This window comes from Corynebacterium antarcticum (genome assembly GCF_016595285.2).
Classification (GTDB): Bacteria; Actinomycetota; Actinomycetes; order Mycobacteriales; family Mycobacteriaceae; genus Corynebacterium; species Corynebacterium antarcticum.
The window spans coordinates 236,263-252,801 of record NZ_JAENIP020000003.1; the positions used below are offsets into that span (position 1 = coordinate 236,263).

17 protein-coding genes are annotated in these 16,539 nt (G+C 67.0%); 10 read left to right on the forward strand and 7 right to left on the reverse strand.

The window, feature by feature from the left end; genetic code table 11:
- Window positions 1-4: 4 nt before the first annotated feature.
- The 4 genes from JIM95_RS08440 to JIM95_RS08455 all read right to left on the reverse strand — a co-directional run bounded on the left by JIM95_RS08440 (window position 5) and on the right by JIM95_RS08455 (window position 4,417).
- Window positions 5-607: a GNAT family N-acetyltransferase gene (locus tag JIM95_RS08440; RefSeq protein WP_200259993.1), complete on the reverse strand. Its 603-nt coding sequence runs from the start codon at window positions 605-607 to the stop codon at window positions 5-7.
- Between the two features lie 125 nt (window positions 608-732).
- On the reverse strand, window positions 733-1,710 hold the full coding sequence (dapD, locus tag JIM95_RS08445) for a 2,3,4,5-tetrahydropyridine-2,6-dicarboxylate N-succinyltransferase (RefSeq protein ID WP_200259996.1): 978 nt from the start codon (window positions 1,708-1,710) through the stop codon (window positions 733-735).
- A 90-nt stretch (window positions 1,711-1,800) separates the two neighbouring features.
- Window positions 1,801-3,207, reverse strand: a complete 1,407-nt coding sequence (locus tag JIM95_RS08450; RefSeq protein ID WP_200259999.1) for an amino acid permease — start codon at window positions 3,205-3,207, stop codon at window positions 1,801-1,803.
- A gap of 283 nt (window positions 3,208-3,490) precedes the next feature.
- Window positions 3,491-4,417 (reverse strand): DapH/DapD/GlmU-related protein, encoded by a 927-nt coding sequence (locus JIM95_RS08455; protein ID WP_200260002.1) that lies wholly within the window; start codon window positions 4,415-4,417, stop codon window positions 3,491-3,493.
- A 122-nt stretch (window positions 4,418-4,539) separates the two neighbouring features.
- On the opposite strand from JIM95_RS08455, the gene dapE reads away from it, so the two are divergent.
- The 7 genes from dapE (at window position 4,540) to JIM95_RS08490 (ending at window position 9,981) form a co-directional block, all read left to right on the forward strand.
- Window positions 4,540-5,655, forward strand: a complete 1,116-nt coding sequence (gene dapE / locus JIM95_RS08460; RefSeq protein ID WP_200260005.1) for a succinyl-diaminopimelate desuccinylase — start codon at window positions 4,540-4,542, stop codon at window positions 5,653-5,655.
- A 142-nt stretch (window positions 5,656-5,797) separates the two neighbouring features.
- On the forward strand, window positions 5,798-6,598 hold the full coding sequence (locus tag JIM95_RS08465; RefSeq protein ID WP_200260008.1) for an LOG family protein: 801 nt from the start codon (window positions 5,798-5,800) through the stop codon (window positions 6,596-6,598).
- 55 nt (window positions 6,599-6,653) lie between these two features.
- On the forward strand, window positions 6,654-7,466 hold the full coding sequence (gene folP, locus JIM95_RS08470) for a dihydropteroate synthase (protein WP_234034677.1): 813 nt from the start codon (window positions 6,654-6,656) through the stop codon (window positions 7,464-7,466).
- Window positions 7,463-8,248: a glucosyl-3-phosphoglycerate synthase gene (locus tag JIM95_RS08475; RefSeq protein ID WP_200260014.1), complete on the forward strand. Its 786-nt coding sequence runs from the start codon at window positions 7,463-7,465 to the stop codon at window positions 8,246-8,248. Before folP ends, JIM95_RS08475 begins: the two co-directional genes overlap by 4 nt.
- Before the next feature lie 69 nt (window positions 8,249-8,317).
- A complete protein-coding gene (locus JIM95_RS08480; RefSeq protein ID WP_234034678.1) occupies window positions 8,318-8,611 on the forward strand; it encodes a DivIVA domain-containing protein in 294 nt (97 codons plus the stop codon).
- 101 nt (window positions 8,612-8,712) lie between these two features.
- Complete coding sequence (locus JIM95_RS08485) at window positions 8,713-8,880, forward strand: DUF3117 domain-containing protein (protein ID WP_198735586.1); 168 nt, start codon at window positions 8,713-8,715, stop codon at window positions 8,878-8,880.
- Between the two features lie 234 nt (window positions 8,881-9,114).
- Window positions 9,115-9,981, forward strand: a complete 867-nt coding sequence (locus JIM95_RS08490; RefSeq protein ID WP_200260020.1) for a methyltransferase domain-containing protein — start codon at window positions 9,115-9,117, stop codon at window positions 9,979-9,981.
- A 75-nt stretch (window positions 9,982-10,056) separates the two neighbouring features.
- On the opposite strand, the gene JIM95_RS08495 is transcribed toward JIM95_RS08490, so the two are convergent.
- Together JIM95_RS08495 and glgA are read right to left on the reverse strand one after the other, a co-directional pair.
- Complete coding sequence (locus tag JIM95_RS08495) at window positions 10,057-11,511, reverse strand: GH32 C-terminal domain-containing protein (protein WP_200260023.1); 1,455 nt, start codon at window positions 11,509-11,511, stop codon at window positions 10,057-10,059.
- Between the two features lie 57 nt (window positions 11,512-11,568).
- Window positions 11,569-12,756 carry a glycogen synthase gene (gene glgA, locus JIM95_RS08500; protein WP_200260026.1) on the reverse strand — a complete coding sequence of 396 codons (1,188 nt, stop codon included), beginning with the start codon at window positions 12,754-12,756 and terminating at the stop codon, window positions 11,569-11,571.
- A gap of 364 nt (window positions 12,757-13,120) precedes the next feature.
- On the opposite strand from glgA, the gene glgC reads away from it, so the two are divergent.
- Window positions 13,121-14,338 (forward strand): glucose-1-phosphate adenylyltransferase, encoded by a 1,218-nt coding sequence (gene glgC, locus JIM95_RS08505; protein WP_200260030.1) that lies wholly within the window; start codon window positions 13,121-13,123, stop codon window positions 14,336-14,338.
- 124 nt (window positions 14,339-14,462) lie between these two features.
- Here the strand turns inward: glgC and JIM95_RS08510 are convergent, their stop codons facing one another.
- Window positions 14,463-15,122 carry an O-methyltransferase gene (locus JIM95_RS08510; RefSeq protein WP_200260034.1) on the reverse strand — a complete coding sequence of 220 codons (660 nt, stop codon included), beginning with the start codon at window positions 15,120-15,122 and terminating at the stop codon, window positions 14,463-14,465.
- A gap of 187 nt (window positions 15,123-15,309) precedes the next feature.
- On the opposite strand from JIM95_RS08510, the gene sigE reads away from it, so the two are divergent.
- Together sigE and JIM95_RS08520 are read left to right on the forward strand one after the other, a co-directional pair.
- Window positions 15,310-15,987 (forward strand): RNA polymerase sigma factor SigE, encoded by a 678-nt coding sequence (gene sigE, locus JIM95_RS08515; protein WP_234034679.1) that lies wholly within the window; start codon window positions 15,310-15,312, stop codon window positions 15,985-15,987.
- 133 nt (window positions 15,988-16,120) lie between these two features.
- Window positions 16,121-16,531 carry a zf-HC2 domain-containing protein gene (locus tag JIM95_RS08520; RefSeq protein WP_200260037.1) on the forward strand — a complete coding sequence of 137 codons (411 nt, stop codon included), beginning with the start codon at window positions 16,121-16,123 and terminating at the stop codon, window positions 16,529-16,531.
- The last annotated feature ends 8 nt before the right edge of the window (window positions 16,532-16,539 follow it).

Consider the following 16,539-nt stretch of genomic DNA (forward strand, 5'->3'; position numbering starts at 1 on the left):
ATTCTCAATTCGAGGCGTGGCGTTCGACTCGGTCCCCGAGGGCCGACCGGAGCGCCGGCCACTCATGCGCCAGCGCCGAGTAGAGGACGGCATCATCGAGGGTCCCGTTGCGGAGCCGCGCGTGCGAGCGGAGGATCCCGTCACGTCTGAGCCCGAGGCGTTCGATGGCGGCCCGGGAGCCGGTGTTGGAGAACTTCGTCCGGATACCCACCCGCGCGCAGTGCAGCTCCTCGAACGCGTGGCCCAGCAGCAGGAGTTTGGCCTCCGGATTGGCGCCGGTTCCCTGCGCCGAGGCACGGAGCCAGGTGTACCCGATCTCCAGCCGGGGCACCGAGGGCTCCAGATCGTAGTAGCAGGTAACGCCGAGCGCCCTGCCGTCGTTCGCTGCGCGGATGATGAACGGCACCATGGTTCCGTCGGTGGCCCGTGCCAGCTTGCCCCCGATGTCCGTGGACATGCCCTCGGGCGACGGTGTGGAGGTCCACCATTCGCGGTGCAGAGCACCGTCGCGGACGGCCTCCGAGAGCTCCGTGGCATCGTCCGCCTGCAGCGGGGACAGGGTGACGATTCGGCCGGTGAGCGTGGGTGGGGAGATGATCCAGGGCATGTTCCGGTCCTTGTCGTCGTGGATCCTCGGGTACGTGGCACCGTTGCGGATCAGCGTGTCCGCTCACCGGTGCACACGGGGCCCGGCGGTAAAACCGCCGGGCCCCGTGCAGGACGGGGATCGAGCTAGTTCGCGTGCAGGTCTGCGTTCAGCTCGACCCGTGCCGAGCCCCATGCGGTGGCCTCGACGGCGCCGGTGAGTGAATTCCGGCGGTACAGGATGTTGGAGGCGCCCGACAGATCGACGGCCTTGACCGAATCCCCGTCGGACACTCCGACGGCGGTCGCGACATCGCCCAGGACCCTCACCTTCGTGCCGGCGGTGACGTAGAGACCGGCCTCGATGACACAGTCATCGCCGAGCGAGATGCCGCACCCTGCGTTCGCTCCCAGCAGGCAGCGTTCCCCCAGGGAGATGACCTGCTTGCCGCCACCGGAGAGCGTGCCCATGATCGACGCGCCACCGCCGATGTCAGTGCCGTCGCCGACGACGACGCCCGCGGAGATCCTGCCTTCGACCATGGAGGAGCCCAGGGTGCCGGCGTTGAAGTTGACGAAGCCCTCGTGCATGACGGTGGTCCCCTCCGCGAGGTGGGCGCCCATCCGGACACGGTCGGCGTCGCCGATTCGGACGCCGGTCGGGACGACGTAGTCGATCATCCGGGGGAACTTGTCCACCAGGTGGACCGTGACCTTGCCGCGGCGGGAGAGCTTCGCCCGGGTGATCTCGAAATCGGCGACCGGGCAGGGCCCGAAGTTCGTCCAGACGACATTGGTCAACAGCCCGAAGACACCGTCCATGTTGAGACCGTGGGGACGGACCCTGCGGGTGGACAGCAGGTGGAGCCGCAGATAGACGTCGAAGGCGTCGGTGGGGGCGTCATCCAGATCCGCGATGACGGTCCGGACACCCACCCGCTCAACTCCACGGTCCTCGTCGGTGCCGGCGAGGGGGGCCAGGTGTTCGGGCAGGTCGCCGGCCTCGAGGCGGGTGGTTCCGGAGGTCTGGTCCGTGTCCGTGAGTTCGGGGGCCGGGAACCAGCAGTCGAGAACGGTTCCGTCGGGTTGGATGGTCGCGAGTCCGGTTGCTGTTGCTGCAGTCATGGCCTCCAACCTACCGGAAACGGCGACGGCCGCCGGATCCACCCACCGGTGGATGCGACGGCCGTCGAGAGGGGGAACTTCCCCCGGTTGTCACTTCAGTTCATGGGAACGGGCGGCCTCGGCAGCCTTCGCGGTCTTCGCCCCCGGTGCGAGGAACGAGAGTCCGACGAGTACACCGAACACGATGATCACCGAGAGGACCTGGTACCTGGCCGCGGGATCGGAAAGCATCAGCATGGTGAGGACGATGAGCATTGCGAGGGTGATCCAGCCGAGCCACGGGAAGCCCCACATCCGGACCGAGATCTCGTTGTTTCGTTCCAGCTCCGGGTGCAGGCGGAGATAACTGACGATGGTGAAGCCCCAGATGAGAAGCAGTGAGCCGCCCACTGCGTTGAACAGGAACTCGAGGAGACCCGCCGGGTTCCAGTACTGCAGGGCGACGGAGACGAACGCGAAGAACATACTGAGCAGCACGGCGTTCATCGGGACCCCGTCACGGATTGTCCGGCCGAGGAGTCGCGGGGCGTTACCCCGCGTTGCGAGGGAGTGGGCGAAACGGGAGGTGCCGTAGATCTGGGCGTTGAATGCACTCAACAACGCCAGGACGATGACGAGCTCCATGATCCCGACGATGCCCGGGACGTGCGCCATCTCGAGGACCCGGGTGAACGGGGACTCCGCGGCCGAGTCCGCACCGCTGATCTCGTCGTAGGGGAGGAGGAAGGTGATCACGAGCACGGCGCCGAGGTAGAACACCACGATGCGCCAGATGACGGAGCGGACGGCGGTGGCGATGTTCTTCGCCGGGTTATCGGACTCCGCGGCGGCGATGGTGACGATCTCGATGCCACCGAAGGCGAACGCCACGGCGAGGAGGCCGGCTGCGACACCGGGCACGCCGTTCGGCATGAACCCGTGATCCCCGATGAAGTTGCTGAAGCCGACCGGGTCCGTACCCGGCATGAGACCGAAGATGAGCAGCGCACCGATGATGAGGAAGATGATGATGACCGCGACCTTGATGAAGGCGAACCAGAACTCGAATTCACCGAATCCGGAGACCTTCCAGAGGTTGATCACCGCGAAGATGACGACGCAGACGAGAGCCGGGATCCAGGGGGCGACCCCGAACCACTGCGACATGATCCCGGCGGCACCGGTCATCTCCGCGCCCATCACCATCACGAGCAGATACCAGTACAGCCAGCCGGTGGAGAAACCGGCCCAGTGTCCGAGTGCCATCTCCGCGTAATTGGAGAAGGAACCGGACGCCGGACGGGCCGCCGCCATCTCCCCGAGCATCTGCATCACGAACACCACCAGGATGCCCGCGAAGATGTAGGCGAGGAGGACGGCGGGGCCCGCGATCTGGATACCCACACCGGTGCCGAGGAAGAGTCCCGCGCCAATTGCGGATCCCAACCCCATCATGGTCAGATGTCGTGTCTTCAGCCCGGAGCCGAGTTCGGTCCCGGAGTTCTCAGTGATAGTCATGGATAAACAATAACCGTTGGTTCCCCTGTGTAAACGCTTAAAACCCCCGGCAGTGCCGGGGGAGCTGTGTGGCCCGGTCCCGTCAGGCCCTCATCCCACGGGGTGGTCGCCGGTGTACGGGGCTGTACGGTGCGCATACGCCGAGCGGCGAACGGAGCGGTCGGCCTGTGGGAGATGACCGGCAATGTGGTTAACGGGGGTGGTTTGTTCCGTTCACCGACCCCCGTGCGATGTCGGGGGTCGGTGAAATCGCGTGAGGTCCGGACCGGTGACCGGGAGAGGATCAGCGGCGTCGGGCGACCGGTTCCGGGGATCCGGGCTCGTGATCGATGCACCACCCTGACTGGCCGCTGAGTTGTGTCGCTGGACCCGTGTCACCGTTGTCCGGGAACCGGAGGGTCGTGGTCCGGTCGATGACGACGTTGTTGCCGATGATGCAGTCGTCACCGAGATCGATCCCGATGACCCCCGCGCCCACCCCGATGCGGCAGTTGTCGCCGATCCGGACGGGGTGCGGGGTGTCGGCACCGCTCGCGTCGTCGGTGAGCACGGTGGCGGACAACCCGATGTGGGTCCCCGCCCCGATGACGGTTCCCTCGGACATGAGCCCCTCGATGTGGGCCGGCCCCACCGAACCGGAGTTGTAGGACACGAAGCCCTCCCGCAGCACCCGGGTTCCCTCCGCGAGATGCGCCCCCAGACGCACGCGCTCGGCCTCGGCGATCCGAACACCGGTCGGCACCACGTAGTCCACCATCCGGGGGAGGATGTCGATGGCGTAGACGTGGATCAGCCCCCGGGACCGGAGTGAGGTGCGCACGAACTCGAAGTTCTTCGGCAGACACGGACCCTTGTTCGTCCACACCACCGTGGCGAGGAGTGACTCGAGCCCCTCGAGGTTGGTGTCGTGGGGTCGGATCATGCGGTGACTCAGAAGGTGCAGCCGCAGGTAGACGTCGTGTGCGTCGATCGGGGGTGCAGACAGGTCGGGGATGGTCGTGCGGACCGCCACCTGTTCGACCATCCGGTCCTCGTCCAGTCTGACCAGTGACAGGAGCTTCCGGCTCAGTTTCGCCGCACCCAACCGGATCGTGCCGGCACCGACCACGGGCCCGGTCGTGAGTTCCGGTTGCGGGTACCAGGTGTCCAGAACCGTGCCGTCCATGGCGATGTTGGCGATACCGACTGCGCTTGCTCCCGAAGTAATCATCGCTCCCAGTTTAGCGGCTCATCCACGGACATCGGACATGCTGTCTGACAGGATCACCCCGAACGTGGCGTCGGCTCCCATATTCACGGTGGGGGAGTGGGCACGGACGCTAGGGTGGTTGCGTGACCGACATCAGACTGGACCTCACCGCCGACCCCGTCGACCTGACAGCGCAGCTGGTCGACATAGCCAGCCCCTCGCACCACGAGGACGCGATCGCCGACGCCATCGAGGCCGCGCTCAGGGAACTCGCGGAGGGCACCCGGATAGAGGTCCTCCGTCACCGCAACAACGTGCTGGCCCGCACCCGCCGAGGACTACCGGAACGCGTCATCCTCGCCGGGCACATCGACACCGTCCCGGTGGCCGAGAACGTCCCCTCGACGCGCGGCACCGATGCCGAGGGACGCGACACCCTCTTCGGTTGCGGGACCGTCGACATGAAGAGCGGCGATGCGGTGTTCCTCAACGCCTTCGCGCGGCTCGCCGGAAGCCCCGATCTCTCCCGTGATCTCACCCTCATCTGTTACGAGTGCGAGGAGATAGCCGCCGAATTCAACGGACTGACGCACCTGGCGAAGGATCATCCGGAGTGGCTCACCGGGGACGTGGCGATTCTCGGGGAGCCGTCCGGTTCGGTCATCGAGGCCGGTTGCCAGGGTTCCATCCGGCTGAAGATCACCGCACACGGTGTCCGTGCGCACTCCGCGCGCGCCTGGCTCGGCCGCAACGCCATGCACCTGCTCGCGCCCGTGATCGGCCGCGTCGCGCAGTACACGCCCGACGAGGTCCACATCGACGGCTGCACGTACCGCGAAGGCATCAACATCGTGCGCTGCGAGTCCTTCGTGGCCACCAACACGATCCCGGATGAGGCAGAGCTCTACGTCAACTACCGGTTCGCACCGGACAAGACGGCCGACGAGGCGATGGAGCACCTGCACGAAGTCCTCGGAATCCGGGGCGACGACCGTTTCACCGTCGCCGCCGACGACATCTCCCCGGGAGCCCTCCCGGGGCTCGGTCAGCCCGCGGCGGCGGAACTCGTCGAGGCGACCGGGGGAGAATTCCGGGCGAAGTTCGGGTGGACCGACGTCGCCCGCTTCGCTGAGCTCGGTATCCCGGCCGTCAATTTCGGCCCCGGGGACCCCTCCTTCTGCCACAAGCGCGATGAACAGTGTCCGGTGCACATGATCACCGACGTCTCCGAGACCCTCCTGGCCTACCTGCGCCACTGATGACACCGGTCGGTGCGGCGCCGACACGACCGGATACGCCGCCGCGTCCGTGGGGCACGGCACCCGTTCCGGCGGGAGCCGCTACTCTCGTGGTGCAGTATCCCGGCAGGCGACACCCCGACGACAACCGCGAAGGACACCGATGAGCGAGAACACCACGGACCAGAACCGCTACATGCGCGGTCCCGTGCTGGTACGGCACGGCGGAACCCAGGAATCCACCACGGATCAGCGCCTGCTGGACACCCAGAAATCGACCGACTGGCTGCACGAGGATCCCTGGCGGGTGCTGCGCATCCAGAGCGAATTCGTCAACGGATTCGGGGCCCTGGCGGAGATGCCCCCGGCCGTCACGGTCTTCGGTTCCGCCCGGCAGGGGGAGGACACGGAGTACTACGCGCTCGGCAGGGAACTCGGCGAACGCCTCGTGGCGGCCGACTACGCAGTGATCACCGGCGGAGGTCCCGGCCTGATGGAGGCCGGGAACCGGGGTGCGACCGAGGGCGGCGGTATGAGCGTCGGCCTCGGGATCGAACTCCCCCACGAGGAGCGGCTCAACCCCTACATCGATCTCGGCCTCCACTTCCGGTACTTCTTCGTCCGCAAGACGATGTTCCTCAAGTACAGCCAGGCCTTCGTCTGCCTGCCCGGCGGCTTCGGTACCCTCGACGAGCTCTTCGAGGCGCTCTGCCTCGTGCAGACGGGCAAGATCACCAACTACCCGATCGTCCTGCTCGGCACCTCCTTCTGGTCCGGGCTCGTCGACTGGATCCGGGAGCAGCTGCTGGCAAACGGCATGATCGCCCCCGAGGACACGAAGCTGGTCATGGTGACCGATTCCCCGGAAGAGGCGGTGGCCCACATCTGCGCGGTCCATCGGGGAATGGCCAGGGAAGCCGACGAAAGGGCAGCCCGCGATGCGGCCGCCGACGCCCGGGCCTAGTCCCGCGCGTCGGCCGGGGTCCGGGTACGGGGGAGATGACGGTCTGCCCGTCGTCATGGCCATCATCAACCGGACGCCGGACTCCTTCTACGACCGGGGAGCCACCTTCGCGCTCGAGGACGCCCTGGAACGCACCGACGCCGCCGTCGCCGCAGGTGCGGGCATCATCGACATCGGTGGCGTCAAGGCCGGACCCGGGGAACACGTCGGTGAGAACGAGGAGATCGAGCGTGTCGTTCCGCTCATCTCCGCCGCCGCGCGGCGGCACCCCGGGGTGACGGTCTCCGTCGACACCTGGCGCTCCGGTGTCGCGGAAGCCGCGATCAGCGCGGGTGCCCGCCTGGTCAACGACACCTGGGCGGGGCACGATCCGGAGCTGGTCGAGGTGGCCGGCGCCCACCGTGCCGGCTACGTCTGTTCGCACACCGGGGGAGCGACTCCCCGGACCCGGCCCCACCGCGTCCACTACGACGACGTCGTCGCATCGGTGATCGCCGAGACCACCGCCCTCGCGGAGCGCGCGGTGGCGTGCGGCGTCCCCGAGGACCTGATCCTCATCGATCCCACGCACGACTTCGGGAAGAACACCTTTCACGGGCTCGAGCTGCTGCGGCGCGTCGATGAGCTGGTCGCGACCGGATGGCCCGTCCTCATGGCGCTGTCCAACAAGGACTTCATCGGGGAGACCGTCGGCCGCCCTCTGGAACGTCGCGTCGCCGGGACCCTCGCGGCCACGGCCTGGGCCGCAGCCCGTGGGGTCGCGGCGTTCCGGGTTCACGAGGTCGGCGACACCGTCGACGTGCTCCGCATGACCGCGGCGATCCGCGGCACGGTCCGGCCGTCCACCGTGATCCGGGGTCTCGCGTGAACGCGGGGCCCACACCGCGGGACGTCAGCGTGGTGATCCCGGCACTCGACGAGGAGGGCACGGTCGCCGGGGTCGTGAAGTCCGTGCTGGCTGACGGGCCGGGCGAGGTCCTCGTGATCGATTCCGGATCAGGAGACCGGACCGCGGCGCGCGCCCGCGCGGCGGGTGCGCGGGTGCTCACCCGCGAGGAGGTGCTCCCGGGGATTCCGGTGCTCCCGGGGAAGGGGGAGGTTCTCTGGCGTGGCGTCGCCGCCGCCCGCGGGTCGGTGGTCGTGTTCGTCGACGCGGATCTCACGGATCCCGCACCGGGGATGGTCCACGCGTTGGTCGCGCCCTTCAGCGACCCCGGGGTGCAGCTCGTCAAGGGGGATCACCGCCGCCCGCTCGGAGATGATTCCGACGGCGGCGGTCGGGTCACCCGGCTCACCGCGCTACCGTTGCTGCGTGCGCTCAACCCGGAACTCTCCCATATCCGGCAGCCGTTGACCGGGGAGTACGGGATCAGGCGTGCCACCGCACTCGATCTCCCCTTCGTCACGGGGTGGGGGGTCGAGTCAGCTCTCCTCCTCGATGTCGCGGCCAGGTTCGGGGCCGGCGCCGTCACCTCCGTCGATCTCGGCGTTCGTCGCCACCGCAACAAGCCCACACGGGAGCTCGAGCCCGTCGCCGACGCGGTGGCGGCCACGATTCTGTCGCGCAACGGTGTCCGGATCCCGGGCGGGTGCACCATCCCGGAGCGTCCTCCCCTGTCCGCGCTGTACCCCGCAGCCACCGACGGGTAGCCTTGTCGGGGTTGAAGCAAGTGACTGCCACCGCGACGAGCGGCCTGCCCCCGAGGAGCTATCCCTGTGTTGACCTGGATCATCTACATCTGCATTCTGCTGGCCCTCATCGTCCTGTTCACCGTCGTGTTCGGCCTGTTGTTCGGCCGTGGTGAGACGCTCCCCCCGTTCGAGGAGCAGATACCTGACGTGGGCACGCACAATGAAGCTGCGGTCCGTGAGGGCCGGGTGGACGACATCCGGTTCCGGACGGTGCTGCGCGGGTACCGGATGGACGAGGTGGACCGGGTCGTCGCGGCCTACGAAGCGAAGATCGCCCGCCTCCGCGCACAACTCGACCGAGAGCACGCGTCGGCCGACTGATTCCGTGCCGTCCCCGTTGCAGGCAGCCCGGTGAGCCGAAAAAAGACTAGGCTGGTAACCGATACTTCTTAAAACACAAGTTTGTGAAGGAGCTGGACGTAATGGCAGCTATGAAGCCCCGGACAGGCAACGGTCCGATGGAAGCGGCTGAAGAGGGACGCAAGATTGTCATGCGTATTCCCACGGACGGTGGTGGACGTCTCGTGGTTGAACTCAACAAGGAGGAGGCGGCCGAACTGGGTGCCCTTCTCGTCGAGGCCGCGGGCTGAGGACCGACCCGCCCACTCGGACCGCTCCGGCACACGTCCCGGGCGGTCCCCTTTTTTCTGTCACCCGGTTCCGGTCACCTTCGACGGGACCCGGCACCGCACAGGCTCGTTCGCTACCCGGAACGATCATGCGGGTATCATGAACCGCGCTGACCGGTCGCTGCGCCCCGGAACCGGGTCGTCGCCGCTGTCGGTCAGCTGTTCCATTCACCAACGGTAAGGAGTTTTCCCGACGTGCTCACAGATATCTCCGATGTCCTGGCGGATCCGGTGGATGGGAGTCCTCTGAGCCTCGACAGTGACAACTCCCGACTTGACGGTGGCTCGGGTCGCCACTACGGCATCGCGGGTTCCGGTTACGCGACACTGACCGTCGACGAGGTCCATGAGGACCGCGCGGACGATGACGACATGGTCACGGCCCGAGAGACCTTCCTCTCCAGGGGGCACTACGCCCCTTTCGTCGAGGCGGTCACCGGAGCGGTTCAGCTCGCACTCGATGACGCCGGTGTCGACGATGACGCCCACCCGGTGATCTGCGAGATCGGCGCGGGCACCGGATACTACCTCTCCCATACGCTCGACGATGTCGAAGGTGCCCGGGGGGTCGGGATCGATCTTTCCGTACCAGCCGCCGAACGCCTCACCGCCTGTCATCCCCGGGTCGGAGCCGTCGTGGCGGACGCCCGGCGGCGGTTGCCGCTGCGCGATTCCTCGGTCGATGTCGTGACGGTCGTGTTCGCCCCCTCGAACCCCGAGGAGTTCGCCCGGGTCCTCAAACCCGGCGGACAGGTTGTCGTGCTCACCGCGGAAGCCGGGCACCTCACGGAGCTCCGCGAACCGCTGGGGATCCTCGACGTCCCCGAGGGGGAGGCACGTCAGGTCGTCGAGCAGTCCTCCGACTGGTTCGAGCCGGTGGGGGAACCGGAACTCGTTGAGTTCACGATGCGGCTCGATCAGGAGTCGATCGCCACGCAGACCGGAATGAGTCCGTCCGCTCAGCACATCCCGGCTGACCTGCTGGCGGAGCGTGCGGCCAGACTCCCGGACCACATGAGTCTCACGGCACGGGCGACGGTGACCCGACTCCAGGTCCGCTGATTCCGGAGGAGACACGGCGAAGGGCGGGACCCGATCGGGTGGGTTCCGCCCTTCGCCGTCGTGGTGCGGGACCCGTCAGCGATCCACCGCGTCCGGATCGAATCCGTCCCTGACATCACCGAGTCCCGTGGAATCGTGGGGGAGCGGGCCCAGATTCATCGTCCGGAGAACACTCGCCCCGCCCTCGGTGCGGACGGTGAAACCGCCGCAACCGTAGGTGAAGTAGACCCGGCTCGCGAGAGCCGCGACACCACCGTCCACGAAGACCTCCACCGTGGAGCCGTCGACGATGACGGTCAGGGAATCGGTGTCCGCCTCCGCGAGGGGACCGGAGGCGACCGGATCACCACGGTGCGAAGCGTTCATGGAGCGATCCAGGGTGACCCGGTCTCCGTGATGGCTGACCGTCACCGCCGGCTCGCCGGAGCCGTCGAGGACATCGATACTGACTGAACCCTTGCCGGCATCGAGTATGGCGGTGAACATCCGTGCTGCGGTGGTCCCGGGGATGACATCGGGCAGACCGGGAGTGGGCGTCTGGAACAGACGACCCCCCTGCAGGGTGACCAGCCTGGGCATGGACAGACAGTTGGCCCAGTTCTCCTCGGCGAGACTCTTGTGCCGGGTCGGGTCATCCTTGCGTCCGACGCCGTTCATCAACCCGAAGACCAGTGCACTGTCGCTGTGCTGCTCGCCCGTACCGGTCCCGATGAAGTTGGTGTTCCGGGGCCTGGTGAAATCGTGGCCGAAGTCCATCCGCGTGAACGGGGTCTGCACGGTGAAACGGGCGCCGGTCAGCGATCCGACGAGGTATCCGGAGATGTCCGGGCCGCCCTCCTGTTCGATCGTGGTCAGCAGGACGTCCCGGAGTTCACCGTCGACCTCGTCCCGGAGTCGGAGCAGACGCGGACTGACCATGCAGTGCCCACCGCTCACTCCCGGGTCCCCCTCGAAGCTCATCGGTCCGCGCACCGACCAGGTCCGCAGATCCGTGGAGTCCAGAATGACCAGCCGCGGCTCGTCGACGTTCCCGGTCACGGCCAGCATCAGCCACTTTCCCGGGCCCTCGGCCAGGACACAGGGGGAACGGAAGTTGTGCCACCCGTCGTGGTCGCCCAGTACCCGGCCGATCCTGGACACCGACGAATCGAGGGCGAGTGCGTCGTCGCCGAGTTCGGCGACGGTCTCGGGGAGCGCGGGTACGGACGCGACGTGCACCTCGGTTCCGTCCGGGGTGACGGAGGTGAAGAAGAGTTCCGCGGCTCCGGAGTCGCCGACCGAGACGACGGAACCTGCACGTACCTGGATCTCGGCGCCCTCCGGGGCGAGGACATCGTCGCAGATGTCCCAGTCATAGGGGTTCGTGACGTCGAGCGCCTGGTGGGCCCAACGGGCCGGGGCCCCCTGGGTCGGCTGGTACTGCAGGAACACGTGCCAGAGGTCGGCGTCCCGGATCGCACCGGCCGGTGCGTTGAGGATCCCCTGCTCGGCGGTGACGTGCAGTTCAGGGCGGTGGGTGGTGTAGGTCATCGGTGATCGGACTCCGGGATCGGTGTCAGGGTGTGTCGGGTGAGCGGCGGCTGGCATTCACATCAGGGAGCGGTAGACGTCGACGGTCTGTTCCGCGATGGTCGCCCACGAGAACTCCTCGACCGCACGCCGGCGGCCCGCCTCCCCGATGCGACGTGCACGGTCACGGTCGGCGACCATCTCGTTCACGGCGGACGCCAGATCCCGCTCGAAGGTCCCGGGGTCGTTCTCGTCGTAGTGCACGAGGGTCCCCGTTTCACCGTCCACGACGACCTCGGGGATGCCGCCGACATCGGAGGCGACGACCGCCGTGCCGCAGGCCATGGCCTCGAGGTTCACGATGCCGAGCGGTTCGTAGATCGACGGGCAGGCGAACGTGTCGGCGGCGGTGAGGATCTCCTGGATCTTCTCCTTCGGGAGCATCTCGGTCACCCAGAAGACCCCGCCTCCCCGTGAGGCGCGGAGTTCATCGACGAGAGCCGTGGTCTCCGCGGCGATTTCCTCGGTGTCGGGGGCTCCGGCACAGAGGACCAGCTGCACGTCCGGATCGAACATCTTCGCTGCCTTGACCAGGTGGCCGACTCCCTTCTGCCTGGTGATCCGGCCGACGAACGCGACGATCGGCTTGTCCGGGTCGACACCGAGCTCGGCCAGAACGGAGGAACCCCGGGACTCGACGGCGTCGTCGAAGGTCGGGCGCGGCTGCCACAGCTCGCAGTCGATGCCGTTCAGAACGACGTGGATCCGCTCGGGATCGATCCGGGGGTAGGCATCGAGGATCGCGCCCTTCATCTTCTCGCTGACGGCGATGACCGCGTCCGCGTACTCCATGGTGTTCTTCTCGGACCAGCTCGAGACGTCGTAGCCGCCGCCGAGCTGTTCCCTCTTCCACGGGCGGTGCGGTTCCAGGGAGTGGGCCGTCGCGACGTGCGGGATGCCGTACAGGCGGGCCGCGAGGTGCCCACCGAGACCGGCGTACCAGGTGTGTGAATGGACCACATCGACGCCCGTCGCGGCATCCGCCATGCGCAGGCCCGTCGACAGGGTGCGGATGGCCGGGTTCGCGTCAGCCAGGGCGGGGTCGACGCCGTGGGCCCACGTGTTCGGTTCATCACGCTCGGCTCCCATGCAGTGCACGTCGACCTCGACGAGTTTGCGCATGTAGCGCGTCAACTCGGCTACGTGAACGCCGGCGCCGCCGTAGATCTCCGGGGGATATTCCTTGGTCATCATTCCTACTCGCATGTCACCGACGATAGCCGCGCCCGACCCGGCCTGCAGGAACGGTGACCCGGGGGAGGGGAGGATCCGGCGGGTCCACCCGCCGCGGTGGGCCACAAACACCGGATACCGTGGTTCTTTGCGTCGGCCGCCGCTCCGGCCAGGGGGTGTACCGGATGTGCGGGGCGCCCGGCCGGAGTCGTGCGACGGCGTCCGCCCCGGTCGCTGCCCGGCCGGGCGTCGACAGCAGCGAACCGTTACCGGAAACCGGTGTGACGTAGAGCATGTCGGCACATCTGCGGCCGTGGCCACGGGTTTCGCACTTTCGCTGTGGTCAATTCCGGGGAACACCCACCGGACGTGACCAATCTCTTATACAGTGGGTTCTGTGAGGAGCCAACCACATGTCCTAGCCATCGTCCTCGCCGGCGGTGAGGGTAAGCGTCTGTCCCCCCTGACGGAGGACCGAGCCAAACCCGCTGTGCCCTTCGGGGGCACCTACCGGCTGATCGACTTCGTCCTGTCCAACCTGGTGAACGCCGGGTACATGAAGGTCTGCGTGCTGACGCAGTACAAGTCCCACTCCCTCGACCGGCACATCTCCCAGTCGTGGCAGTTGGCCGGACTCGCAGGTCAGTACATCACTCCTGTGCCCGCCCAGCAGCGCCTGGGTAAGCGGTGGTTCACCGGATCCGCGGACGCGATTCTCCAGTCGCTGAACCTCATCTACGACGAGGACCCCGAGTACGTGATCGTGTTCGGTGCGGACCACGTCTATCGCATGGATCCCCGCCAGATGGTGGAGGAGCACATCGTGTCCGGTGCGTCCGTCTCCGTCGCGGGTATCCGGGTCCCACGGTCCGAGGCGACCGCCTTCGGCTGCATCCAGTCGAACGATGACGGTCAGATCACCGAGTTCCTGGAGAAGCCCTCCGATCCGCCGTCGACACCGGACGACCCGGACATGACCTTCGCGTCAATGGGTAACTACGTGTTCACCACCGAGGCGCTCCTCGAGGCGCTGAAGGCGGACGCCGAGAACGAGAATTCGGACCATGACATGGGCGGGGACATCATCCCCTACTTCGTGAACAGGAATGAGGCCCACGTCTACGACTTCTCGTCGAACCAGGTTCCCGGCGCCACCGACAGGGATCGCGGCTACTGGCGCGATGTCGGTACCATCGACGCCTTCTACGAGGCGCACATGGACCTGATCTCCGTGCATCCGGTGTTCAACCTCTACAACCGCCGTTGGCCGATCCACAACACCGACACCGGAAACTATCCCCCCGCCAAGTTCGTGCAGGGCGGCATCGCCCAGTCATCCATGGTCGCCTCGGGGTCCATCATCTCCGGCGGAACGGTCCGGAACTCGGTGCTCTCCGCCAACGTGGTCATCGAGGAAGGCGCCACCGTCGAAGGTTCCGTACTCATGCCGGGTGTGCGCGTGGGGAAGAACGCTGTGGTCAGGCATGCCATCCTGGACAAGAATGTGGTGATCTCCGAAGGGGAGTTCATCGGGGTCGACCACGAGCGGGATGCCGGGCGTTTCACCGTGAGTGCCGGCGGGGTCGTCTGCATCGGTAAAAACGTCGTGGTCTAGCCTGCTGGACAGGTTGCACTGGCTGCCGCGCTTGTCGCGGTGACACCGGCAAGCGAGGCAACAACGGCATGAAGCGCGTTCACGGTCTGACCGTGGGCGCGCTTCCGTGCTTCTCCGGTGGGGGTCAGAGTGTGGCGGTGTACCGCTTCGTCAGGATCGTCATTCCCGCGCCCAGCGGAAGCCTCGTCACCAACGCATCCTCCATCTGGAGGACGTGCTGGTCGGCCTCCCGTGCGGCGACGGTGTCCCGGTCGCGGCGGGTGTCGTCCGTGAGGGTGCCGTCGAGGAGGCAGTCCGCGAGGATGAGGACCCCGTTGTTGCTGAGCAGGGGCCACGCGGCGTTGATGAACGCCTTGAGGTCGGTCGGGCGCATGTCCCCGTAGACGAGTTGGTAGGAGCCCTGGGCGAGACGCCCCATCACCTCTAGGGGACGGGACGGGAGGAACCGGAACCGTCCGGGACGGTACCCGGCCGCGGTGAACGTGGTCCGGGCCTGTTTCTGGTGCTCCGCCTCGGGGTCGATGCAGGTGAGGTGACCTCGTTCACCGAGACCTTCCAGGAGGTAGAGGCCCACCACGCCGGCGGCCGGTGTGACGGCGATGGCGCTGGCCGAGTCATCGGTCGCCGCCCCCGCCGCGAGAGTGGCGAGGAGGGAACCGGTGATCTCGTCCGGAACGGTGAGCCCGAATTCACCTGCGTCGCTTCTGGCTTCGACGAGTTCGGGGGGCGTCCCGGTGGTTCCGGTGATGTAGGAACAGAGGGTTCTGAAGGCGGTGTCACTCACGGGGTCAAGTGTATGGCCGGGGCGGATCAAAACGGGGGCAACCCGCCGGTTGTGGTGGCTGTGACGCGAGTGACCGTCTGGGGGTGTGTGCGGGGGGTGACTGTGGGCCGGTCACGTGGCGTTACAGAACTGACGCACGAAAATCAGGGTGATTTAAGGCGCTACTTGGTTGTAGGATACGTCCCTGATGGACAATCAAGGCATGATGCCCGATCCCCACGGAACCACCGGTCCCGCTGACATCCAGGCTGCCACCGACGGTGACGGAGTGGATCCAGTGGAGCTCCGTGGCACCGCGGCGTTCGACGCCGGGGCCGCGGAGCTGCCGACCTGGGCGGAGCTCGTCGAGGAGCACGCGGACAGCGTCTACCGGCTCGCCTACCGGCTGTCCGGCAATCAGCATGATGCCGAGGATCTCACCCAGGAAACCTTCATGCGGGTGTTCCGTTCACTCAGGAACTACCAGCCTGGCACCTTCGAGGGCTGGCTCCACCGCATCACCACCAATCTCTTCCTCGACATGGTCAGGCACCGCAGCCGTATCCGGATGGAGGCTCTCCCGGAGGACTACGACCGCGTTCCCGGGAATGAGATGACCCCCGAGCAGGCGTACAGCTTCGCCAACCTGGATCCTGTGCTCCAGAATGCCCTCGACGCCCTCAGTCCCGACTTCCGTGTCGCCGTCGTCCTCTGTGACGTCCTCGGAATGACCTACGACGAGATCGCGGACACTCTGGGGGTCAAGATGGGCACGGTCCGGTCACGCATCCATCGTGGACGGAGTCAGCTGCGGAAGAGTCTGGAGGACGCCGCACGCACCGACTCCGACGCACAGCTCCTCATCCCCACGGGGACGGGAAGCTGATCGCCTTCCCGGTGTGCGGCTGCACCGGCGGACACACCGGACGGTCGGACCGCGTATTCTTGGCGACAGAAGCAGCGGAGATCCGGGACGGTGATCCGGCTCCGGACGGTGAAGTGCAGGGAGGCGGTTCCGTATGACCGAACAGCAGCCCGATGACGGGCGGACGCCCGGAGATGAGCCCCGGCGGGCCCGGAAACCCCGCGAGTTCGCCTCTGTCGAGCACCTGAGCCCCGAGGCGGTCGCCGCTTTCGTGGACGGGGAGCTGACACCGGGCGCGGCACACCGGGCGCGCGTGCACATGGTGCACTGCGTGGAGTGCCGGAACGACGTGGATCATCAGCGTCGTGCCGCTGAGAGACTCCGTACCTGCGGTGAGAACGACGACATCCGCGTCCCCAGGTCCCTCATGGAACGGTTGACCTCGATCGCCCAGTCCTGTCCGGCCGGCCCCGGAATCGAGGACACGGTGTGTTCGCCGCCGGAGACACTCCTCGACAAGGTCGACATCCTCTACCGGGCGGTGCGACGCTCCCGGAGCCGGTGACCGCCGGC